The following is a 23,596-nucleotide window of genomic DNA, read 5'->3' on the forward strand; positions in this document are numbered from 1 at the left end:
TGCCGGCGGCCGCGTGATAGCCGTATGCTCTTATGGTGCGACCAAGGAAGAAGCCCTTGCCAAGAGCTACAAAGTAGCGGATATGATTGACTTCGACAAGAAGTACTTCCGCCGCGACATCGGATTTGATTTGTAAAACAAGTATCCGTCATCCTAAGCGTAGTCGAAGGATGACAGATACTCCGAACCATAAAATTATTATATTGCCTTGATACGAAAAATGAGAAATGAAGAATTGAAAATGAAGAATTAGGCTGCGCAATTATGCCGCAAGGAAATTCTTCATTCTTTATTCCTCATTCTTCATTTTCAATTCTTCATTCTTCATTTAAATGATACGAAGTAAACGATTACAGAACCGGATTACCGCAGGACGCTTCACGCTTCCTGTTGCCATCCTTTTGTCCCTATTCTGCTGGATGCTGAGCTCTATCCTGTTACCCGAACTTCCGGTAATGAAAAGCACTTATCCCTTGTGGGAGACCATCAGCAACGGCTACATCCCGGCATGGGCAAACGCGCCTTTGAGTTTCATCCTCTACGGCATAATCGGCTACTTCCTGATAGAACTGAACAATGCTTTCGCCATCATCCGCATGCGTGCGTCCGTGCAGACAGCCATCTATTTCCTGCTGATTTCCGTCTGCCCTGCCCTGCACCAGCTATATGCCGGAGACATAGCCTCGGTGGCATTCCTTGTGTCCCTGTTCTTTCTGTTCAAGGGATACCAGCATCCACGCCCGGCGGGCATCCTGTTCTACTCGTTCCTGTTCATCGGAGTGGGCAGTCTGTTCTTCCCGCAACTGACGTTGTTCATTCCTCTTTTCTGGATAGGTGCATACAGTTTCCAGGCACTCACCCCGAAGAGCTTTTTCGGTAGCCTGATAGGTTGGACCCTGCCCTATTGGTTTTTGCTGGGACATGCCTATTTTTACGATGAAATGGGGCTTTTTTGTCAGCCTTTCATCGAATTAGCCACCTTCCAGCCCATCGCTTTACTGGACTTTCCGTTGTGGGAGATTGCTACGCTGGGCTATTTGTTTGTGCTGTTCATAGTAAGCTCCGTGCACTGCCTCGTGACAGGTTACGAAGATAAGATACGTACCCGCAGTTATCTGCATTTCCTTATCTTCCTGAGCTTTTGCATCTTCGGCTATATCCTGTTGCAACCTACGCTGATGGTCCACCTGTTGCCCCTGCTGCTGATAGGTGTCAGCATCCTGACGGGACATTTCGTGGTACTGACGAACAGTCGGACATCTAATGTGTTTTTTATTTGTGCCCTCGTGGGGCTTATACTTTTATTCGGATTTAATATATGGACGCTTTTGTAGACTCACTGATTCAACTTATGATAGACTGGGGTTACCTCGGTCTGTTCATCTCTGCCGTGTTAGCGGGCAGCATCGTTCCATTCAGTTCGGAGCTGGTGATGATAGCGCTTGTAAAAGTGGGACTTAGTCCGGCGATGTGCGTACTCTTCGCTACACTGGGCAACACAATTGGCGGCATGACGTGCTACTACATGGGGCGTCTGGGCAATGTGGTCTGGATAGAGAAATATTTCAAGGTAAAAAAGGAAAAGATAGACAAGATGCAACTGTTCCTGCAAGGGAAAGGAGCACTGATGGCCTTCTTCGCATTCCTGCCCTTTGTGGGCGAAGCATTGGCCATTGCACTGGGTTTCATGCGGAGCAACGTGTGGCTGACTACTTCGTCCATGTTCGTCGGGAAGCTGATACGCTACGCCGTGATGTTGCTGGCACTGGAAGGAGCCATATCAGTGTTTACCTGAGGGAACGAAACGGTGTTTTGGCCACCTGCAACGGTCTATGAATAAAGAAGTTGTTCCGGAAGCTTTGCGAACGGATATATACATATTATAATAAGAGAATGAAACGAATTATAGAACATACGGAAGACGGAAGCGCCACGCTGTTCGTGCCGGAACTGGATGAACATTATCATTCGGTGAAAGGGGCACGCACAGAGTCGCAGCACATCTTTATAGATATGGGGCTGAAGGCTTCGGCCGCACCGCAACCGCGTGTTCTCGAAATAGGTTTCGGCACCGGGCTGAATGCCCTTCTCACGCTGGAAACCGCTGAACAGGAGAAACGCCATGTGCACTACACGGGTATCGAGCTCTATCCCCTTGCCTGGGAAGAAGTCAGCGCGCTGGGGTATAGCGATAATCCTCTATTCGAGAAGTTGCACACCGCTCCGTGGGAAGAAGATGTGGAAATATCCCCGTACTTCACCCTGAGGAAGATAAAGGGAGACGCGAATGTAGTGATTAGTGATGAGCAATCACTAAACCTCGTTTATTTCGATGCTTTCGCCCCCGAAAAGCAACCCGAAATGTGGAATGAACAATTATTCCGTTCCCTTTACGTTAATATGGATAGCGGAGGAATATTGACGACGTATTGCGCCAAAGGTGTCATCCGCCGCCTGTTGCAAGCCGTCGGCTTTCGCGTGGAACGCCTTCCGGGACCTCCGGGCGGAAAACGGGAGATACTGAGGGCAACGAGAAGTTGAGAATTAAAAATTAATTCAATTGAACATAAAACCATAAATATAATATAATAATGAAACGAACATTCCTGTACATACTCACTGCCCTGCTTGCAGTAGGCTGCAAAAACAGCAGTGTCCAGAATAACAAGAGTAATGACAAACCTGTCATTACTGTCACCATCGAGCCGTTGCGCTACTTCACCGAGGCCATTGCAGGCGACAATTTCAGTGTTGTCAGCATGGTGCCCAAAGGCAGCAGCCCGGAGACGTACGACCCCACCCCGCAGCAACTCGTAGAGCTTGCCAAGAGCAAGGCCTACTTCCGCATCGGGTACATCGGTTTCGAACAAACCTGGATGGACAAGCTGACGGACAACGCACCGCACCTGCAATTCTTCGATACCTCCCGTGGCATCGACCTGATTTTTGACTCCTCGCACGCCCATCACCACCACGATGTTGACGATGAGGGGCATGCCCACGACTCCATCCAGCACGATGAGCACCAGCATGCCGTCGGTGTAGAACCGCATGTCTGGAGCTCGGCCTACAATGCCCAAATCATTGCCGGAAACATCCTGAACGCCTTGTGTAGCATCGACAAAGCCAACGAGGAAGCCTATGTGGAACGCTACAAGAACCTTTGCGACCAGATAGAGTATACCGACAGTCTCATCTGCCACATGCTTTCCGCCCCCAATGCCGACCGTGCCTTCATGATTTATCATCCGGCACTCTCCTACTTTGCCCGCGACTATGGTTTGCACCAGATTTCGATTGAAGAAGACGGCAAAGAGCCTTCCCCTTCCCACCTCAAGAATCTGATAGATACTTGCAAAAAAGAGAAAGTCCGCGTCATCTTCGTACAGCCGGAATTCGACCGCCGCAATGCAGAAATCATCGCCAAGCAAACAGGCACGAAGGTAGTACCCATCAATCCGCTTTCCTACGACTGGGAGCAGGAGATGCTGAACATTGCCGGGGAATTGGTAGTTAAGAACTGATAGCCAATGAAGACACCCCTTATCGAAATAAAGAACCTCAGCGCCGGCTACGACCACCGTACCGTGCTTCGCAACGTGAACCTCACCGTTTACGACCGGGACTTTCTGGGCATCATCGGTCCCAACGGCGGTGGGAAAACAACTCTTATCAAATGCATACTGGGCCTGCTGAAACCCACAGCAGGAGAAATATTATATAGTGATAAACAATCACTAACCACCAACCGCTCATCACTAAAGATGGGCTACCTGCCGCAGTACAACAGTATTGACCGCAAATTCCCTATCACTGTGGAAGAAGTCATTCTTTCCGGTCTCAGTTCGCAGAAGTCGCTGATTTCCCGCTTCACCGGAGCGCACCGTGAGAAAGCCCGCCAAGTCATCGCCCGCATGGGACTGGAAGGACTTGAAGAGCGCGCCATCGGTGCACTGAGCGGCGGACAACTGCAACGCGCTTTGTTGGGCCGTGCCATCATCTCCGACCCCGAGTTGGTAGTCCTCGACGAACCCAGCACCTACATCGACAAGCGTTTCGAAGCCCGCCTTTACGAGCTTCTGGCAGAGATTAACCACGACTGCGCCATTATCCTCGTCAGCCATGACATAGGCACGGTGCTGCAACAAGTGAAATCCATCGCCTGCGTAAACGAGACGTTGGATTATCATCCCGACACGGGCGTAAGCGAAGAGTGGCTGGAACGGAACTTCAATTGTCCGATAGAATTATTGGGACACGGAGCACTGCCGCACCGCATATTGGCGGAACATAAACACGGAGATGAGTGTTGCAACTGTGGACATTGAAAAGAACAGGGAAGAATACAAATCATTACCAGAACAGGTACAAAAAGTAGTGTTTTGCACATATTTCAAACAAAGTTATACATAGATGTATTATACATTCATGTATAATTTGTATATTTGTCTTTGGAATCAAGAACAAACAGCTTATGAAATCACCTTTTCAATACGGTACGCTGGTCGATAAAGAAAGTTTCGTCAACCGCATAGAAGAACGTAAGCAACTGAAAGAGTTGCTTGGATCAGGCATTAATGTAATGCTTATCTCTCCGCGTCGTTGGGGTAAGTCTTCGCTTGTAAAGGTAGCAATGGACGAGCTGATGCATGAAGACAAACATATTCGTGTATGCTTTATTGATGCATTCAGCATCAAAACCGAAGCCGAATTCTACCGTGCATTCGTCCGGGAAGTCATCACATGTACAGCCTCCACGCTCGAAAAGCGGCTGGAAGATGTAAAACACTTCCTGAAAACCATCTCTCCCAGTATTACTCTGAAAAGCGATGCCTCCGACACAATGTCTTTCGATCTAAAGTTCAAGTTGGAAGAAAGAGATGTCATGGAGATACTGGAATTACCCGAAAAAATAGCTTCTGCCAAAGGCATACAACTTATAGTATGCATTGATGAATTCCAACAATTGGCATTATTGCCCGACTATAAAAGCATGGAAGGCAAGATGCGCTCTGTCTGGCAGCAACAGCAGAGGGTATCCTATTGTTTTTATGGGAGCAAGCGGCACATGATGATGGATATCTTCAATAATTCATCCAATCCCTTCTATCGTTTCGGTCAAGTGCTGTTCCTGCAAAAGATTAAGAAAGAGGAATGGGTACCTTTCATCATCAACGCCTTCCGCCGGACGGAGAAAGAAATCAGCGAAGAGCAAGCAGAACGTTTGTGTGACATCGTGAAGTGCCATTCGTGGTATCTGCAACAACTGTGCTACTTTATCTGGAGCGGCACTTCCGGACGAGTGACAGACGATATCATCGAAGTCCGTACCCGCCAACTGATAGATACCAACATGCCCATGTTCATGAACGACACCGAGAACCTGACCGCTGCCCAAACAGCCATGTTGCGTGCAGTTGCCGACGGTGAGTACCGCCTCAACTCTGCCGCCGTAGTGCGCAAATATGAACTGGGAAGCGCCCAAACCATCACACGCAACAAACGAATACTGACTGAACGTGATTTCATGGAGAAAGAGGGAGAAAAATATGTGTTCTCTGACCCGGTGTTTGAACTGTGGTTCAGGAGGGAGTATTGCTGAATATAGAAAAGAAGGAACATGTGCAAACAGACTCAACTTTTTTGCACATGTTGCACTTCCGATGAGTGTAAATATAACAATTTACATTATCATATTTTCTACTTGTTCAATGGCTTTAGTAGATTTATTCGATTATGAAATATAAAACAACTAAAGTTTCATAGACATTACAATACTTCTCCCCTGTAACTCATATATGACAGACTCTATTAAGACCATCTTAGTATTTATTCCACTCATACACAACGTTCCTACCTTATGACTATCAGATAATCTTTGCCCTTGAGAATTTACATACTCAGTATGTACGTATGCATTTACATCCTCCAAATCCACTCCTTTCAATTTCGATATAGAATACATAAGTTCAATAGATGCATGCATTTTCTCTGTTATTACAACCGGATTAAATGATTTACAACTATATTCATTATTCACTCTCGTCAATTCATTTTGTAACTTAGAATGGCAAAGGCTAATATAACTATTTGTAATCACTGTATTTTGCCAGTTCCTATTTACATAGGTAACCACAATACATATCATATCATCCCTGATTATTCCATCACAAGCAATCAATGCTATTTTTGTTTTCTTCTCTATGTAGTTACGATAAAACGGAATTCCAGTAACAATAGCTGATATGGCTATAGAAATAATAGAAATTATTCCACCGTGGAAGTTTTTTCTTTCCACCATGATGGAAAGAAACTTTGCCCGTGATGGAAAGAAACTTTCTCCATGGTAGAAAGAATAAATGCCTACTACGATTTTCCTTAACCGTCGCAGCGAAAAAGAGATAAAAGTGGTAATGCGGCAGCTTAACTCCCGTAATTCACTTTTTTCATGACATGAGTCACGTCACGACCAAATATCTCCGAACAAATAATAAACCTGTGAAACTTGAATAAAAGACACATTGAATGTCCTACTATGATCTATCGTAGATGGGAAATACCTTCAGTCGCAGCACCATCAAAACTCGGCTGATTACATGAGCACCCAACTTTTACCTACCAAAAATCAATGTATATCTTTTAACCTATCCTAATAAATATGCCTTGCCTCCACAGTTTTAGCAGTTAAATCACTATATTTGCGCCCGTATACGCTAAAATACAGAGCTATAACTTAAAAACATAACGAATTATTTCCGAATGAAACAGTACAGAACCGTAAACAACCTCGTGGGTTGGATTACTTTCATCATTGCAGCCACGGTCTACTGCATGACCATAGAACCGACTGCAAGTTTTTGGGACTGCCCGGAGTTCATCACTACCGGCTATAAACTGGAAGTAGGACACCCGCCCGGAGCACCTTTCTTCATGTTGGTAGCTAACCTGTTCTCACAATTCGCCTCGGATGCCAGCACCGTAGCCAAAATGGTGAACTATATGAGTGCACTGATGAGTGGCGCTTGTATCCTGTTCCTCTTCTGGAGCATCACGCATCTGGTGCGCAAACTCGTCATTACGGACGAAAACAATATCACCAAAGGACAACTGATTACCGTTATGGGTAGCGGTCTGGTAGGTGCATTGGCCTATACGTTCAGCGATACATTCTGGTTTAGTGCCGTAGAAGGTGAAGTTTACGCTTTCTCTTCCCTGTTCACCGCCGTTGTATTCTGGCTGATACTGAAATGGGAAGATGTGGCGGACGAACCGCACAGCGACCGTTGGCTCATCCTCATAGCTTACCTCACGGGACTCAGTATCGGCGTTCACTTGCTGAACTTGCTTTGTCTGCCTGCCATCGTACTGGTTTACTATTATAAGAAAGTGCCTAATGCAAATGCAAAAGGCTCGTTACTGGCATTGCTGGCTTCCGGTATTCTGGTGGCTGTGGTACTCTACGGCATGGTGCCGGGTATTGTGAAGGTAGGCGGCTGGTTCGAGCTGTTCTTTGTGAACACATTGGGAATGTCCTTCAACAGTGGTGTGATGGTATACATCCTCGTACTGGCAGCCTCCATCATCTGGGGTATATACGAAAGCTATACGGAAAAGAACAAAATGCGTATGGCTATCTCCTTCGTGCTGACTATCGCCCTGCTGGGTATCCCGTTCTATGGTCACGGAGCAAGTGCCGTGATGATTGGTATCGTGGTTATCGCCTTCCTCTTCTTCTACCTCAGCCCGAACATGCAGGCAAAGATGAAAGAGAAATACCGCATTTCCGCACGCACCATGAACACAGCCCTGTTGTGCACCATGATGATTGTCATCGGGTATTCTTCTTATGCCATCATCGTCATCCGCTCCGTTGCCAACACGCCGATGGACCAGAATTCTCCCGAGGACATCTTCACACTGGGCGAATACCTGGGACGTGAACAATACGGTACCCGTCCGCTTTTCTACGGACAGGCATTCTCTTCCAAAGTTGCCCTCGACGTGAAAGACGGTTATTGCGAACCGCGCATCTCCTACAACGGAACCAAATTCATCCGTAAGGAAAAAGCTACTCCCGATGAAAAGGACAGCTATATTGAAATCCCCGGACGTATCGAATACGAATACGCTCAGAATATGCTCTTCCCGCGTATGTACAGCAGCCAGCATGCCAGGGAATATCAAGCTTGGGTAGATATCGTCGGCAACGACATCCCCTATGACCAGTGCGGACAAATGGTGATGGTGAACATGCCTACGCAATGGGAAAATATCAAGTTCTTCTTCTCCTACCAGCTCAACTGGATGTACTGGCGCTACTTCATGTGGAACTTCGCCGGACGCCAGAACGACCTGCAAGGCAGCGGAGAGATAGAACACGGCAACTGGATTACAGGTATTCCGTTCATTGACAACTGGCTGGTGGGTGACCAAAGCCTGTTGCCACAGGAATTGCAGAACAACAAGGGACACAACGTCTTCTACTGTCTGCCCCTGCTGCTCGGTATCATCGGCCTGTTGTGGCAGGCATACCGTGGGCAGAAAGGTATCCAGCAGTTCTGGGTAGTGTTCTTCCTGTTCTTCATGACGGGTATCGCCATTGTGCTCTACCTGAACCAAACCCCGAGTCAGCCTCGCGAACGTGACTATGCATATGCAGGGTCGTTCTATGCCTTCGCCATCTGGATAGGTATGGGTGTGGCAGGCATCGTCCGCCTGTTGCAGCACTACGCCAAGATGAAGGAACTTCCGGCTGCAACCCTTGTATCGGTTCTCTGCCTCCTCGTCCCCATACAAATGGCAAGCCAGACGTGGGACGACCACGACCGCAGCGACCGCTATCTGGCACGCGACTTTGGTCAGAACTACCTGATGTCCCTGCAAGAAACAGGCAATCCGGTTATCTTTACCAACGGTGACAACGATACATTCCCCTTGTGGTACAACCAGGAGACGGAAGGTTTCCGCACCGATGCCCGTACCTGTAACCTCAGTTACCTGCAGACGGACTGGTACATCGACCAGATGAAGCGTCCCGCCTACGACTCTCCGTCGCTACCCATCACCTGGGACCGTATGGAGTATGTGGAAGGAACAAATGAATATATTGCCATACAGCCTGATTATAAGAAAAGCATCGACGCCCTCTATGCCGAAGCCGAAAAGCAAGCATTGAACGGTAATCCCGAATCATTAATCAACGTGAAGAAAGAGTTCGGCGAGAACCCGTACGAGTTGCAGAACATCCTGAAATATTGGGTACGCAGCAAAAACGAAGACCTCAAGGTGATTCCTACGGACAGCATCGTGCTGAAAGTGGATAAGGAAGCCGTACGTCGTAGTGGCATGATGATACCGGGCGACAGCATCCCCGACTATATGCACATCTCGTTGAAAGGTAAACGCGCCCTCTATAAGAGTGAGCTGATGATGCTTGAAATGCTGGCGGAAGCCAACTGGGAACGCCCCATCTACATGGCTGTCAGTGTAGGTCCGGAGAACCACCTCAACATGGGCAACCACTTCATTCAGGAAGGTCTGACTTACCGCTTCACTCCGTTCGATACCGATAAAACCGGCGTCAAACTGGATAGCGAAAAGATGTACGACAACCTGATGAACAAGTTCAAATTTGGTGGCATCGACAAACCGGGCATCTACATTGATGAAAACGCCATGCGCATGTGTTACTCTCATCGCCGTATCTTCTCGCAACTCGTCGGTCAGTTGATACGCGAAGGCAAGAAGGACAAAGCAAAGGCAGCACTGGACTATGCAGAGAAGATGATTCCCGCCTACAACGTGCCTTACGACTGGCAGAATGGCGCCGTGCAAATGGCAGAATCCTACTATCAGTTGGGCGAAATGGAGAAGGCAGACAGCATCATGACTGCACTTGCCGACAAGGCCGTGGAATACATCACCTGGTATCTGAGCCTGGACGATAAACGTTTCGCCATGTCCAGCCGTGAGGTCGTCGACTATCATCTGCCTATCCTCAGCTCAGAGGTGAAACTCATGCAGAAGTATAACTCCGAACTGGCTCCGGTATACGATGACAAGCTGAATGAGTTGTATCAAATGTGTGTTGACCGTATGAAATAAAGTGCTTAGTGGATAGTGATTAGCGGTGGGATGCCACCATTGCTAATCACTAATCACCAACCACTAAACACTAATCACTAAACACTAACCACTGACAATCGTGTTTATAGAACAGCCTCCTGAGTTTGTCCGAAAGCTATATCCCGGTGCTATCTGGCGAATGGACCCGAATGAGAAAGCCGTTTACCTGACTTTTGACGATGGCCCCATCCCCGAAGTAACTCCGTGGGTACTCGAACTATTGGATAAACACAACATTAAAGCCACCTTCTTCATGGTGGGAGACAATATACGTAAGCATCCCGATGTATATCAAATGGTAGTAGATGGCGGACACCGCATCGGCAACCATACGTTCAATCATATCCGTGGATTCGAGTATCTGTCCGACAACTACCTTGCCAATACGGACAAGGCGAATGAAGTGATGAAAACCGACCTCTTCCGTCCGCCACACGGACACATGCGTTGGGGACAGTATTTCACCCTGAAACGGCATTATAAAATAGTGATGTGGGATTTGGTAACACGCGATTACAGTAAGAAGCTGCGCGGCCCGCAGGTGCTTGCCAACGTGATGAGATATGCACGGAACGGCTCCATCATCACCTTCCACGACTCGTTGAAATCCTGGAACAACGGCAACCTGCAATATGCATTGCCACGAGCACTCGATTTTCTGAAAGAGGAAGGATACGAGTTCAAGTTATTGTAACCAACCGGAAGAAGCCATATTAGAAACGACGCACAATAGCGTACAAAATATTTCGCCCCTACAGGTTCTGTCATAGAACTTGTAGGGGCGAATCATTAATAGGTGTGTCCAAACCCACCTATCATTTATGGTTTACTTCACCGTTACCGTCAACGGATTGCGCACCTTCTGAGCATAGTTTTCCATATATGCATTCCATGCTTCCGGAGTCTTGATGTCAGCCTTATCCCAGGCAGCACCCCAGTAATAAACATACTCTGCACCCGGCTCATAGTCGCTGATAGCCAGCACATGACCATCGGCACCACCGCGCAATTCGTTCTTTTCCTTTTCAGGGAAGAGCAGAGACTTAGCTTCCTTCACCGTAGCGGGGAAAGCGGCGCCTACAAAAATCTTACCGTTATTGTTGTTCACATTGTCCGTGGGGTCTACATAAGTGATGTAACCGTTAGCAGCATCAGCCACTACAGCACCGTCCGGCTCATGCAATACGATACCTGTAGCTACCGGAGTAGTCTCTTTCAGATTGTCATAAGCAATAACAGTCTTGTTCAGGTGGGAACCTGCATCCAGCGTGATGACGCGTGTTTCGATAACCGTAGAGTCACCCTTGATGTTCAGCGGATTATAAACCAGCTTCACTGTGAAACGCAACGGGCCGTTATCCAGAATATCCTGCGTTGCATAGCAATACGGATAAACGATTTCACCGTCGGGCATCAAGGCAGCCGTACCGCCACCCAGCGTAGGACCTACTTTGTAGCAGTCCAGACCATTTCCGTGGTCTACGTGATAAGAAACCGACTGGTACAATTCCTGTGCAGCCTTTGGGTCAGTCTTCTTCAACTCGGCAATCTTAGCTTTGGTTTCAGGATTCAGTTCACCTGCATAACGAGCCTCTACAACCGGTTCAGTTGTGTTGTACTTCGTCCATACATCATATCCGAAAGCACGCTCACCTGTCTTCTGCAAAGCCGGGCCGTAAGCACGGAAAGCAACCAGGTCATTTTCCCAGGCTACATCGTCCACACGTTCAGGATAATATTTTCCGCAAGCCTTTACAGCAAAAGCCTCAGGAGTACCTGCCTGGATGGTATAAGTAGCCGTACCATTAGCAGCTACGCTTGCAGGGAAGATAACCTTTTCATCGTACGTAATCTGATAAGGAACTTGTTGTCCGTCAGCATTCAGAACCACAATCTGGGCTGTGTCAGCCAGTTTCAGTTGGTTAGCGATATCGTCCATGGCCACTTCGACCATTTCATTGGAACGTTCCATTGCCAAAGGATTGTTTACCGTTACGGTAACTACATCCTTCGTGTTAGTGCAAGAGGCAAAACAGAATAATACTGTTGCCACTAAAAGGAATAACTTTTTCATATTGCTTGTTTAGTTAACAAGGTTTCAGTTAACAAGTTGACGAGGGAGATGCCTTGTCAACTTGTCTACTGAAACCTTGTCTACTTATTATTACTTAGGTTGTTTACCGATGTAAGCCAGGATACCTCCGTCCACGTAGAGCACGTGACCGTTTACAAAGTCAGAAGCGTCGGAAGCCAGGAATACTGCAGGACCCATCAAGTCTTCAGGAGTACCCCAACGTGCAGCCGGAGTCTTGGCAACGATGAATGCATCGAACGGATGACGTGAACCGTCAGCTTGCGGTTCGCGAAGCGGTGCAGTCTGCGGAGTAGCGATGTAACCCGGACCGATACCATTACACTGGATGTTGTATTCGCCATACTCGGAAGCAATGTTACGAGTCAGCATCTTCAATCCACCCTTGGCAGCAGCATAAGCAGACACAGTTTCACGACCCAGCTCACTCATCATAGAGCAGATGTTGATAATCTTACCGTGACCTTTTTTAATCATAGAAGGAATAACAGCTTTTGATACAATGAACGGAGCGTTCAAATCAACGTCAATCACCTGACGGAATTCAGAAGCTTTCATTTCGTGCATCGGGATACGTTTGATGATACCTGCATTGTTCACCAGGATGTCAATCACGCCCACTTCTTTCTCAATCTGAGCAACCATAGCGTTCACCTGGTCTTCGTTTGTTACGTCGCATACGTAGCCTTTGGCATCGATACCTTCAGCCTTGTAAGCTGCCAGACCTTTGTCCACCAATTCTTGTTTGATGTCATTGAACACGATTTTTGCACCGGCTTGTGCATAGGCAGTTGCCAAAGCAAAACCAATTCCGTAAGAAGCACCGGTTACGAGTGCTACTTTGCCTTCTAATGAAAAGTTTACCATAAATTTATTTACTTAGGTTTAATAATTACTTGATTCTTAATTACGATTCAGATTCGCGGTTTACTCAACGTTACTTCAGGTCGGTAATCAGAGAGAAATCCTGATCTCCATAGTCAAGGTTCTCGCCACCCATACCCCAGATGAAAGTATAGTTGTGAGTAGCGGCAGCAGAGTGGATAGACCATTCGGGAGACAACACAGCCTGATCGCCCTTCATCCAGATGTGGCGGGTTTCGTCAACTTCGCCCATGAAGTGGCAAACTGCCTGGTCTGCGGGCACTTCAAAATAGAAGTATGCTTCCATACGGCGACTGTGAACGTGTGCCGGCATTGTATTCCATACGCTGCCCGGAGCAAGTTCCGTCATACCCATCTGCAACTGGCAGGTAGGCAATACCTGATTTACCAGCATCTTATTTATATTACGGTGATTAGAGCCTTCCAGACTACCCATTTCGGCAACTACGGCATCAGCTTTCGTCACTTTCTTGTCGGGATAGTTGCGGTGAGCGGTCAGAGAGTTGAAGTAGAACTTCGCAGGATTCTTTTCGTCCTTGCTTTCAAAAGTCACTTCACGGTCGCCCGAACCCAGGTAGAGAGCTTCTTTAAAATCCAATTCGAATACAGCATCACCGGCTTTCACTATACCGGGACCGCCTACATTATAAATACCCATTTCACGACGGGTCAGGAAGTAGGGAGCTTTCAACGGATCGATAGCTTCCAGTTTCAACACTTCGCCCACAGGCATTGCACCACCCACAACCATACGGTCGTACATGGAATATACCATATTTACTTCGTTAGCAGAGAAAACCTTTTCGATAAGAAAATCACGACGGATGCGTTTGGTATCATAACTTTTTGCATCTTCGGGATGCGCTGCATAGCGAATTTCATAGTTCGTTTTCATAATCCTATTACGTTTTAAAGTTTATAATAATCGGTTATTGGCATACTTCGTTTACGTACACGATGCAAATGTAGCAAAAGAAAACGTAGAAACATTGCGTTTTTGTCCCAATTATGTAGTATTATCGTTCAAATGGGCGAAATAATAAGATTAATTCACATTTATAGGATTTCCCGGCATAATAAAAGCCGGAATACTTGGCTTCGGTTTCTCAATGTAGTATATTTATCCCCTGACGGTAAGTATCTATATGGAAAAAGCCCCGAAAGATTTCTCTTTCAGGGCTTTCTTCTTGTTGTCCTACCAAGATTCGAACTTAGACAAACAGAACCAAAAACTGTTGTGCTACCATTACACCATAGGACAAACTCAATGTGCTTTCTGTTAAAAAGCGGTGCAAAGATAGAATTATGCCCCGAAATATCCAAATATTCCGAGGCATTTTTTCATATTTGCTACTAATTATCCGTTTATTTAGCGATAATCAGATAGTAATTCTTCTTTCCGCGCTGCACAAGCAGGTACTTTTCGTCCAAAAGGTCGGCAGAGGTAATCACTTGGTCAAAGGCTTCCAGTTTCTCTTTGTTGAGAGAAACACCACCACCTTGCACCAGTTTACGCATCTCGCCTTTAGAAGCAAAGACAGCCGCGTTTTCAGTAAACAAGTCAACAGCTTTCACACCGGCAGCTACTGCATCCTTAGACACTTCGAACTGGGGAACGCCTTCGAACACAGCCAACAGGGTGTCTTCATCCAACTTCTTCAAAGCATCGGAAGTAGCATTACCGAACAGGATGTTAGATGCATCGACTGCTGCATTATAATCTTCTTCGGAGTGAACCATGATGGTCACTTCTTTTGCCAGACGCTTCTGAAGTACACGCAAGTGCGGTGCAGTTTCGTGCTCAGCCGTTAGGGCTTCGATTTCCTCTCTTGACAGGGAAGTGAATATCTTGATGTAACGTGCCGCATCAGCATCGCTCACATTCAGCCAGAATTGGTAGAACTTATAAGGAGAAGTATAACGGGGATCGAGCCAGATATTGCCGGACTCAGTCTTGCCGAATTTGCCACCGTCAGCCTTTGTAATCAGCGGGCTGGTCAGTGCAAATACTTCACCGCCATTGGTACGACGAATCAGTTCGGCACCTGTCGTGATGTTGCCCCATTGGTCGGAACCACCCATTTGCAGTTTGCAACCCTTGGTTTCGTACAGATGCAGGAAGTCATAACCCTGCAACAACTGATAAGTGAACTCCGTGAAAGACAAACCATCACGAGCCTCACCATTCAGGCGCTTCTTTACAGAGTCTTTCGCCATCATATAGTTTACGGTGATGTGCTTACCCACTTCGCGGGCAAAGTCCAGGAAGGTGAAGTTCTTCATCCAGTCGTAGTTGTTCACAAGTTCGGCACGGTTAGGGGCATCGGACTCAAAATCCAGGAACTTACTCAACTGCCTCTTCATGCCATCCAGATTGCGTTGCAGAATCTCTTCTGTGAGCAGATTGCGTTCTGCCGACTTACCGGAAGGGTCACCAATCATACCCGTAGCACCACCTATCAGCGCCATCGGCTTGTGTCCGCAACGTTGGAAATGACGCAGTATCATTACGCTACAAAGGTGTCCGATGTGCAATGAGTCCGCTGTAGGGTCAAAACCGATATATGCAGTCACTTGTTCCTTAGCCAGAAGTTCTTCCGTGCCAGGCATCATATCGTGGAGCATGCCACGCCATCTCAATTCTTCTACAAAATTCATCGAATGATTAATATTTAAATATTTGATATACTTTGTAATTGCAAAAGTACGACTCTTTATCTGAACATACAACTCTTATTGCCTAAAAAAGATTTCGCCTACATTCCGCCGAACCGTCTCCCTAAGTTCCTCAAGGGGAGTTTCACGGATTTCAGCCGCCCGTTCGTAAAGCAAGCCAACAGGTGTCGTACTTTCATCCGTCTCTATAAACAGCCTTTCCGGCGGTATCATGCGCAGCGCCTCTTCCTGATATTTTTCACCAAAGGAGAGGTAGAAACCATGCCGGAGATATTCCTCAGCCAGAGCTGCTTTTCCACGGAAACCGTGAATAATCCACGGTTTCACCGGGCGTATCTTCTGTTTCAGCTTCAGGAGTTCGTCCACAGCTCTCACCAGGTGAATAATCAATGGCTTATCTACTGCTTCCGCCAGACGCGCCTGATATTCGAAAATCTCCATCTGCAGAGACAAAGAAGCCTCCGCCAGTTTATCCAGCCCCGCCTCGCCCACTGCAAGCACCCGGGGATGCTGCAACAACTCCTCAAAATACATTCGCCTGTCATTTCGGGTAGAGCCAACGGCAGAAGCAACCGACGGAGTGATGTGCCACGGATGTATCCCCACCGAATACCAACCTTCCGCTTGCGGAACAAACGTTTCGGGGAAACAGTTCACAATTGCCTCTCCGGGCACTTGCGGCTGTTGGTGCGTATGTATGTCAACAGGGATTCTCATGGAACGGGATCATATCCGGAACCTCCCCAGGGATGGCAACGCAGTATGCGCCTGATTGCCAGGTATAACCCTTTGAAAGGTCCGTGCTTCTTTATCGCCTCAACGGCATATTGCGAACAAGTGGGAGTGAAACGGCATGAGGGAGAAGTCAGGGGCGAAATGCACTTCTGATAAAAATAGATGGGAAGCAGCAGCAGATATGAAAACAGCTTTTTCATAAGGATACCTGCTCCCTGATGCGTGCCAGTGCAGTCTTCATCCGCTCTTCTATCACTATTGAGTCGGTCAGACTATCGGAAAGGTAGATGAAAGCCACAGCAAATTGCTGTTCTTTATCCTGAAGTGCCTGCAACAGTTCGTGCTTGTTTTTACGGTACGCTTCACGTATCTGGCGTTTCACACGATTGCGCTTCACCGCCCGTTTAAAGCGGCGCTTCGACACACTGACGAGGATGGAAACAGGTGCTTCCAATCCTTCTGCCGGCAGATACACCACGCGCAGAGGGAAGACGGAAAATGAACGGGAACCACCCGCAAACATCTTCTCGATAACTTTCTTCTTGTCCAGTCGTTCGGACTTGCACAGGGTATTGGGCATGATTTAGCTACAAGTTACGGGCTACGAGCTACGAGTAGCTGCGCAGTACATTTAAGCTACGAGCTACAAGTTTAAGCCATAAGTTCCATACATTTTCCGCATGGCACTTGTAGCCCGTAGCTTGTAGCTCGTAACCAATAATTATTACTTTCCTTTATTGTTCTCCTTAATGAACATATCCAGCGCTGCCGTCATGGACGGAGCCTGCACACTGGGAGCTTCCAAGTCAAGACGAAGTCCGGCATCACGCACTGCTTGCGCGGTAGTGGAACCAAACGTACCAATCTTGATTTCCTTTTGTTGGAAATCGGGGAAATTCTTCTTCAAAGAAGTCACCCCCGCCGGGCTAAAGAACACCAGCATGTCATAGTCAAACTCTTCTTCTGAAGTAAAGTCGTTACTTACTGTACGATACATCACAGCTTCCGCATGCTGTATCTTGTTTTTTTCCAAGAGATTCTTAATCTCATCTGTGTGCACATCAGACATCGGTACCAAATACTTTTCAGTTTTATGCTTGGTGATGGAAGTCAACAAGTCTTCAAACTTTCCCGTATTTCCAAAGAAAATCTTACGCTTACGGTACTGAACATACTTCTGAATATACAGGGCAATAGCTTCCGTTACACAGAAATATTTCATAGTTTCCGGTATGGTCACACGCAATTCTGTACACAGGTGGAAGAAATGGTCAATAGCATGACGCGATGTAAAAATGACTGCGGTGTAGTCCAGAATAGAAATTTTCTGCTGTCTGAACTCCTTGGCAGACACACTTTCCACCTTAATGAACGGGCGAAAATCGATTTTCACACCGTACTTCTCTGCAATGTCGTAGTAAGGAGATTTCTCTGATGCCGGTTTCGGCTGCGACACAAGTACTTTCTTAATTTTCAACGTCCTAAAATTTTATTATCAAATAATCATTTAGTTGTAATACACCTTGATACATGATAAAACAAGGTATAATTTCAAGGGCACAAAAGTACAAAATTAAAAGCAAAACGCCATATAAATCACCACAAAAAAGCTTTATCCACTTATAAAACATCAATATTTTAGTAAAAAACGTCAGAAATAAACCAATTATCACAGTTGATAACAAACTTAAATCAAAGTAAACAAGGAACAAAGCGAAGGGGAAAAGGGCAAATCCGAGGTAATAAAGTAGCGTAGAATAGGACTCCATCCAGAGGCTGGTGCGGCTTGCGTCAAAAAAAATCCAACCCAGGAAAGAATAAGTCACCCACTTCAGGAAAAGATAGAGCAAACACACCGCAAGATATGCCCCAAGCAGGACATAGGGAGGGATGCGTTCTCCCAGCTCCGGGCGGACGTCCACGAAGTAATTGAAGGTGCAGATGGCAATCAGCACACAGGTCTGCAAGATGAGCAACAACATGTAGCGCATATCCGTAGCAGTGGTGGCGGCAAAGATGCTGATACGCTCACGGTTGAGCAGAAAGTCCTTTCCAAGTTGCAACAGGAACTTGCGACTGCGGGAAAGGACATAGGCAGACATAAAGAAGCAGCACAACAGGAGCATGGTGATTCCATCGTCCAGCTTAGGAGAGTAAGGAATAGGTACCCCCTCGAAGCCCGTTGCCCATGTCAACAACAAGCTAATCATATGGCTGCGAACTTACGTATGGAACTGTCCCAGATGGGGGTGCTGTGTATCAAGTCGATGGCCTCCTGCGGCGTCTGTGCCACGTGCCAGATGTCACCGTGTTGCCGGCGCATGAAGTTCTCGTCCATGGCACTCTGCATCATGTCGAGCAGGGGGTCGAAATAGCCACGGGTGTTGAGGATTACAATAGGATTGAGATAGAGGCCCAACTGTTTCCAAGTGATGATTTCCAGCAGCTCTTCCAGCGTGCCGCATCCACCGGGCAGGGCAATGACGGCGTCACTCAAAGCCGCCATCTTCTGTTTGCGCTGGTGCATATCGTCCACTTCTATCATCTCCGTCAATCCCTTGTGGTGCCAGCCCTGCTCCACCATGAAGCGGGGGATGACACCGGTCACTTCTCCGCCGGCAGCCAGCACGGCGTCGGCAGTGGCACTCATCAGGCCGATGCCGCCCGCACCGTTTATCAGGCGGATGTGGCGTTGCCCCAACAAAGTGCCCAGTTGGCGGGCATCTTCAAAATAAGCGGAATCTATCTTGGTGCTCGAAGCACAATATACGCATACGGAAGTTATCTTATTCATGGAAATTGCTATACTTTTAATTAGTAATGAGTGGCAAAGGTAAAGATTTTCAGCGATATCTTAAAAATATCACTAACTTTGTAATCTGTTCGCAAACTTTCGCAGGCTCAAGTTTTTCAGTTGACAAGGGAGGAAGTTGACAAGTTGACGAGGAAGAATGTCCTCTTTATATTTTAAAACGTCATTTCAGAAGACTATTCCCCTTGTCAACTGAAGCCTTGTCAACTTGTCAACTAATAATTTACATTAAAACGAGGAATTATGATTAAGCAAGATTACCTGATACGAATGATTCAAGAAATCGTTTCTTTAATTGTGAACGCCCTGCTCCGGAAAAAGAAATACCGTTGGAGCGAGTGGGTGGAGTATGACGACCTGACCCGGCAGATTCTTGGATTTCCTTCGGACCAGCTACTGAGTATGGACAGCGAGGAACTGATTGACCGGTATAAAGGCGACCCCAATGAAATGGGAAAAACGGAACTTGCCGCCATGACCATGCTGAAGATTTCGGACGAGATGGGCGACGACGACCTTCTGCGGAAGTCTAAACTCCGCCAGGACGGGCTCAACCTGCTCAGGTATGTGCAAAAGAACAGCAGTAGCTTCTCCATCCAACGGGTGCAATTGATTGATATGCTGGAGGCGAACGAATAACCATCTCCAATAGAAACTATCACAGAGTAGTACCCTCTGAACAATAGAATCACAGCTATTACTTTGCCAGCATCTTGCCAATACAGTGGCAAAGTTTTGCCAAAGCTGTGGCAAAGTCTTGCCAACCCGATGGCAAAAGTTTGCCAAAGCCTTGGCAGGACATTGGCAATACGGTAGCAAGAGCTGATACCTGCTGCCCGAATAACTTCATACTATATTCCATAGTTCCCCTTTTTCTTCCCGGACAACCGGAAGAGAAGGGGGATTTTTCTTTCCATCAAGTGGATTTATCTTAAAACCAAGAAAAATCCTCCCCAAAAGCAAAATAAGAATCTCCGAAAAGACCGCTACCGGATAGCTTTGCGTACGGCAACTGGTTGAGTACTCCGGATAAATCAGCCTGCCGGACCTAATACAAACATTTAATCTTGATGCTTATGAAAAACTTTTTTTTAAATGTCAAAAAAGTAAGGACACGACGCATATTATTCACGTTATGCGCCATTCTTTGTTCCCTCTCACTCTCTGCACAGAGTAAAACGATTAAAGGAAAAGTAGTCGACATGACCGGTGAATCGGTAATCGGCGTCAATATTCTGGAAAAAGGAACTACCAACGGAGTTATTACGGACCTGGAGGGGAATTTCACACTACAGGTTTCCCCCAATGCGACATTACTTTTCACGTATGTGGGATATCTCTCCCAAGAGATTGAAGTCAAGGACCAGACTTTCCTTAATGTCCGGATGGAAGAAGACAGCAAAACCATCGAAGAAGTGGTCGTAGTGGGCTATGGCACACAGAAAAAGGCCGACCTGACCTCTGCCATCTCCACCCTGAACCCCACGGAAGTGCTGAAAGCACCCGGTGGAATAGAGAATGCACTGCAAGGAAATGTGGCGGGAGTCAACGTTTCGGGCGGTAAAATCCGTATCCGCGGTACAAGCTCCATCACCGGAAACACCGACCCGCTTTGGGTCATAGACGGCATCATCGGTTCGGCCGGCGATGTGCCCAACGACGATGAAATAGCCAGCATCCAGGTGCTGAAAGATGCCGCATCAGCCGCCATCTATGGTGTGCGTGGTGCCAACGGCGTCATTGTCGTCACCACGAAGCGCGGAAAAGAAGGTGCGCCCCGCATCAGCTTCAACGCCTATGTGGGCACCGGCACTCAACAGAAGAAGCTAAAGATGCTCAACTCTTATGATTACGCCGTATATGCCAACGAGCTGTACTACAACGCCGCCACTCCCGAAGCCAGGGCCGACGGCAGTTGGGCGGACCTGGTGCCTGCGCGCAATGCCAAGCCCAGCCAGCAGGAATATGATACCGACTGGTGGGATGAATTCTTCTTCGACAATGTATATCAGAAGTACGACCTCTCAGTGAGCGGTGCATCCAAACTGCTCAATTACAACTTTGGCGCCACTTATACCTCCGACCAGCGTCAGGGAGTGGAACGCGGCAGTGAGGGACAGAACATCTTTGCCAACGTTGAGGGTACGCATGGACGCCTCACCTACGGCGGACGTGTCCGTGTGAACCACAACAGCAGCAAAGGCACAGCCACCGGTTCGTTGCAAAACATACTGCAATCCGTACCCAACATCCCGGTGCGCGACCCGGCTTATAACGATATAAACAACGGATACTACAATGCAATGGGCGACCATGACGATGGCATTGATATCCCCAATCAGGCCTTCTTCATCAACGAAGACCGCAACCGGAGAAGATACTGGTCGGGCCAAGCCAATGTGTATACGCAAATCCAGATTTTCGACTGGCTGAACTTTAAGGTGAATTACAACTATTCGTTCTACAGCGACTTCTACGAACACTTCCGCCCGCGCTTTACGCTGGATAGCGGTGGCGGTGGCGGCGTACAGAATTACAATCTACTGGAAACCAGCAGCAACCGCAACTGGCGCCAACAGGTGGAGGGCCTGCTCAACTACAATAAATCATTCGGAATGCACTCCCTGTCAGGTGTGATAGGTCTTGTGTCCGAACGATACAGTTCCAACGATTCTTCCTTCTCCGGACGCAGCCAGGAACAGACCGACTTCGGTGTAGCACAAGTATTCCAGGACAACGTAACCGGTAGCGGAAGCCGCTCGGACGAGGCTTACTACTCCATCCTGGCACGCGTGATGTACAACTATGCGGGTAAGTATATGTTTACCGCCAACTTCCGTGCCGACGAAAGTTCAAAGTTCGCACCCGGCAATCGTTGGGGATATTTCCCCTCCTTCTCCGTAGGCTGGCGCGTCAGCGAAGAGTCATGGATGAAAGAGCATACCTCATCATGGCTGAACGACTTGAAACTGCGTGCTACGCTGGGTTGGATCGGCAGCTCCATCGGAGTGGGTAACTATGCATACCAATCCACAGTAAGCGTATCCGGCTTCACCTATTCGTTTGGTCCGCAATCACTCAATATGGGCGACACTGCTGTTCCCGCCCCCCGCCCGTCGTCAATTGCCAACCGCAATCTGAGCTGGGAGAAAACACGGGATATGGGTGTAGGTTTCGACTTGACTACATTCAATAATCGTCTGAGCGTCACTTTCGATTATTATAACCGTAAAGTGTCCGACATGTTGCTCAACGTGAACCTGCCTTATTCGGTAGGCGTAGCTACCTCCGTCATGCAGAATGTGGGCAGCATGACCAACTGGGGACTTGAACTGGCTGCCACCTGGCGCGACCAGAAAGGCGACTTCACGTATGCCATCTCTCCCAACCTCTCATTCTATCGCAATAAGGTGAACGACATGGGCCCATTGGACGTATTGACAGGTGGTTCTATCCGATCAGGAGGAGAATATGTGACCCGCACCAGAATAGGCCATTCTGTTGCTCAGTTCTGGGGATTGAAAACGGACGGACTGTTCCAGACCGATGCAGAAGCAGCCGCCTATACCAACAGCAAGGGAGAGCGCTTGCAGCCGAAGGCCGCTGCCGGAGATTTGAAATACATTGACCTCGATGGTAACGGTAAGATAGACGAAAATGACAAAACCGTCATCGGTTCGTCTATTCCCGACCTCTCTGTAGGTTTAAATATCTCATTAGGCTACAAAGGGTTCGACTTTTCCATGCTGCTACAAGGCGACTTGGGGATTGATGTATACAATAACTTCAAACAAACCTTGCTGCACGGCCAGGCTTTGCACAACCAGTTGGCCAAAATCAAAAATGCATTCCGTGCCGAAGACGTCACCTTTACTACCCGTGGCGGCGAAACCATCACTTTGCCCAAGAACACCAACACCAGCATACCACGCATCGTATACGGTGATCCCAACCAGAACTCCATGCGTGCCAGCGACTACTTTGTGGAAAATGCTTCGTACATCCGCTGCAACAACATCACTCTTGGCTACACATTCCCCAAACAGTTGATGCAGAAGGTGATGGTGGATCATCTGCGCATCTACGTCGGTATCAAGAATCCATTCACCATCACCAACTATTCCATGTTCGACCCCCAGGTACCTAACGGCGGTTCGACCCTCGACCGTGGTGTAGACGGACGCTTCTACGACTTCACAGGTACCTTCTGGAGCCAACGCGAATATTTCGCCGGTGTACAATTAACTTTCTAATTAAAAACATGCATCTCA

The 23,596-nt window shown here is 47.6% G+C and carries 23 protein-coding genes and 1 tRNA gene; 11 read left to right on the forward strand and 13 right to left on the reverse strand.

Annotation, left to right across the window (positions count from 1 at the left end):
* From QZ135_RS18810 to QZ135_RS18840, 7 genes are all read left to right on the forward strand, one after another.
* Nucleotides 1–136: phosphoribosylglycinamide synthetase C domain-containing protein (locus tag QZ135_RS18810; protein ID WP_294612937.1), on the forward strand; the 136-nt coding region annotated here is incomplete at its 5' end.
* Between the two features lie 199 nt (nucleotides 137–335).
* A complete protein-coding gene (locus tag QZ135_RS18815) occupies nucleotides 336–1,334 on the forward strand; it encodes a hypothetical protein (protein WP_294612940.1) in 999 nt (332 codons plus the stop codon).
* Nucleotides 1,319–1,795, forward strand: a complete 477-nt coding sequence (locus QZ135_RS18820; protein ID WP_294612863.1) for a VTT domain-containing protein — start codon at nucleotides 1,319–1,321, stop codon at nucleotides 1,793–1,795. The genes QZ135_RS18815 and QZ135_RS18820 overlap by 16 nt, the downstream gene beginning before the upstream one ends.
* 98 nt (nucleotides 1,796–1,893) lie before the next feature.
* A complete protein-coding gene (gene mnmD / locus QZ135_RS18825) occupies nucleotides 1,894–2,541 on the forward strand; it encodes a tRNA (5-methylaminomethyl-2-thiouridine)(34)-methyltransferase MnmD (RefSeq protein WP_294612865.1) in 648 nt (215 codons plus the stop codon).
* Nucleotides 2,542–2,591: 50 nt separating this feature from the next.
* Nucleotides 2,592–3,524 carry a zinc ABC transporter substrate-binding protein gene (locus QZ135_RS18830; protein ID WP_294612868.1) on the forward strand — a complete coding sequence of 311 codons (933 nt, stop codon included), beginning with the start codon at nucleotides 2,592–2,594 and terminating at the stop codon, nucleotides 3,522–3,524.
* A gap of 6 nt (nucleotides 3,525–3,530) precedes the next feature.
* The gene (locus QZ135_RS18835) at nucleotides 3,531–4,328 is read left to right on the forward strand and encodes a metal ABC transporter ATP-binding protein (protein ID WP_294612871.1); all 798 of its coding nucleotides are present in this window, start codon (nucleotides 3,531–3,533) and stop codon (nucleotides 4,326–4,328) included.
* Between the two features lie 146 nt (nucleotides 4,329–4,474).
* On the forward strand, nucleotides 4,475–5,602 hold the full coding sequence (locus QZ135_RS18840; protein WP_294612874.1) for an ATP-binding protein: 1,128 nt from the start codon (nucleotides 4,475–4,477) through the stop codon (nucleotides 5,600–5,602).
* A 150-nt stretch (nucleotides 5,603–5,752) separates the two neighbouring features.
* On the opposite strand, the gene QZ135_RS18845 is transcribed toward QZ135_RS18840, so the two are convergent.
* Nucleotides 5,753–6,301 carry a hypothetical protein gene (locus tag QZ135_RS18845; RefSeq protein ID WP_294612876.1) on the reverse strand — a complete coding sequence of 183 codons (549 nt, stop codon included), beginning with the start codon at nucleotides 6,299–6,301 and terminating at the stop codon, nucleotides 5,753–5,755.
* A gap of 458 nt (nucleotides 6,302–6,759) precedes the next feature.
* Here QZ135_RS18845 and QZ135_RS18850 point away from each other — a divergent pair, with 458 nt between their 5' ends.
* Together QZ135_RS18850 and QZ135_RS18855 are read left to right on the forward strand one after the other, a co-directional pair.
* Entirely contained in the window at nucleotides 6,760–10,104 is a 3,345-nt protein-coding gene (locus QZ135_RS18850; protein ID WP_294612879.1) for a DUF2723 domain-containing protein, read from the forward strand.
* Nucleotides 10,105–10,204: 100 nt separating this feature from the next.
* Entirely contained in the window at nucleotides 10,205–10,819 is a 615-nt protein-coding gene (locus QZ135_RS18855) for a polysaccharide deacetylase family protein (RefSeq protein WP_294612882.1), read from the forward strand.
* A 132-nt stretch (nucleotides 10,820–10,951) separates the two neighbouring features.
* Here QZ135_RS18855 and QZ135_RS18860 read toward each other — a convergent pair whose 3' ends face one another.
* The 11 genes from QZ135_RS18860 to QZ135_RS18910 form a co-directional block, all read right to left on the reverse strand.
* A complete protein-coding gene (locus tag QZ135_RS18860; RefSeq protein WP_294612885.1) occupies nucleotides 10,952–12,199 on the reverse strand; it encodes a DUF4861 domain-containing protein in 1,248 nt (415 codons plus the stop codon).
* Between the two features lie 90 nt (nucleotides 12,200–12,289).
* Nucleotides 12,290–13,084 carry a gluconate 5-dehydrogenase gene (locus QZ135_RS18865; RefSeq protein ID WP_294612888.1) on the reverse strand — a complete coding sequence of 265 codons (795 nt, stop codon included), beginning with the start codon at nucleotides 13,082–13,084 and terminating at the stop codon, nucleotides 12,290–12,292.
* A gap of 70 nt (nucleotides 13,085–13,154) precedes the next feature.
* Nucleotides 13,155–13,997, reverse strand: coding sequence for a 5-dehydro-4-deoxy-D-glucuronate isomerase (kduI, locus tag QZ135_RS18870; RefSeq protein WP_294612892.1), 843 nt, complete (start codon nucleotides 13,995–13,997; stop codon nucleotides 13,155–13,157).
* Between the two features lie 295 nt (nucleotides 13,998–14,292).
* Nucleotides 14,293–14,363: transfer RNA gene (locus tag QZ135_RS18875), tRNA-Gln, on the reverse strand.
* 104 nt (nucleotides 14,364–14,467) lie between these two features.
* A complete protein-coding gene (gene tyrS / locus QZ135_RS18880; RefSeq protein WP_294612895.1) occupies nucleotides 14,468–15,760 on the reverse strand; it encodes a tyrosine--tRNA ligase in 1,293 nt (430 codons plus the stop codon).
* A 75-nt stretch (nucleotides 15,761–15,835) separates the two neighbouring features.
* Nucleotides 15,836–16,495 (reverse strand): TatD family hydrolase, encoded by a 660-nt coding sequence (locus tag QZ135_RS18885; RefSeq protein ID WP_294612897.1) that lies wholly within the window; start codon nucleotides 16,493–16,495, stop codon nucleotides 15,836–15,838.
* Nucleotides 16,492–16,713, reverse strand: a complete 222-nt coding sequence (gene yidD, locus QZ135_RS18890) for a membrane protein insertion efficiency factor YidD (RefSeq protein ID WP_026366988.1) — start codon at nucleotides 16,711–16,713, stop codon at nucleotides 16,492–16,494. Before yidD ends, QZ135_RS18885 begins: the two co-directional genes overlap by 4 nt.
* The gene (gene rnpA, locus QZ135_RS18895) at nucleotides 16,710–17,093 is read right to left on the reverse strand and encodes a ribonuclease P protein component (protein WP_294612904.1); all 384 of its coding nucleotides are present in this window, start codon (nucleotides 17,091–17,093) and stop codon (nucleotides 16,710–16,712) included. The genes yidD and rnpA overlap by 4 nt, the downstream gene beginning before the upstream one ends.
* A gap of 144 nt (nucleotides 17,094–17,237) precedes the next feature.
* Nucleotides 17,238–17,990: a uroporphyrinogen-III synthase gene (locus QZ135_RS18900; protein WP_294612907.1), complete on the reverse strand. Its 753-nt coding sequence runs from the start codon at nucleotides 17,988–17,990 to the stop codon at nucleotides 17,238–17,240.
* Nucleotides 17,991–17,994: 4 nt separating this feature from the next.
* The gene (locus QZ135_RS18905) at nucleotides 17,995–18,723 is read right to left on the reverse strand and encodes a DUF4271 domain-containing protein (RefSeq protein WP_294612910.1); all 729 of its coding nucleotides are present in this window, start codon (nucleotides 18,721–18,723) and stop codon (nucleotides 17,995–17,997) included.
* Nucleotides 18,720–19,307, reverse strand: coding sequence for a TIGR00730 family Rossman fold protein (locus QZ135_RS18910; protein WP_294612912.1), 588 nt, complete (start codon nucleotides 19,305–19,307; stop codon nucleotides 18,720–18,722). The genes QZ135_RS18905 and QZ135_RS18910 overlap by 4 nt, the downstream gene beginning before the upstream one ends.
* 261 nt (nucleotides 19,308–19,568) lie before the next feature.
* Between QZ135_RS18910 and QZ135_RS18915 the strand changes: the two genes are divergently transcribed.
* Entirely contained in the window at nucleotides 19,569–19,964 is a 396-nt protein-coding gene (locus QZ135_RS18915) for a hypothetical protein (protein WP_294612915.1), read from the forward strand.
* A gap of 58 nt (nucleotides 19,965–20,022) precedes the next feature.
* On the opposite strand, the gene QZ135_RS18920 is transcribed toward QZ135_RS18915, so the two are convergent.
* Nucleotides 20,023–20,187: a hypothetical protein gene (locus QZ135_RS18920; protein WP_294612917.1), complete on the reverse strand. Its 165-nt coding sequence runs from the start codon at nucleotides 20,185–20,187 to the stop codon at nucleotides 20,023–20,025.
* 214 nt (nucleotides 20,188–20,401) lie between these two features.
* Between QZ135_RS18920 and QZ135_RS18925 the strand changes: the two genes are divergently transcribed.
* Nucleotides 20,402–23,578: a TonB-dependent receptor gene (locus QZ135_RS18925; protein ID WP_294612919.1), complete on the forward strand. Its 3,177-nt coding sequence runs from the start codon at nucleotides 20,402–20,404 to the stop codon at nucleotides 23,576–23,578.
* The last annotated feature ends 18 nt before the right edge of the window (nucleotides 23,579–23,596 follow it).

The sequence above is a fragment of the uncultured Bacteroides sp. genome (assembly GCF_905207245.1).
GTDB lineage: Bacteria > Bacteroidota > Bacteroidia > Bacteroidales > Bacteroidaceae > Bacteroides.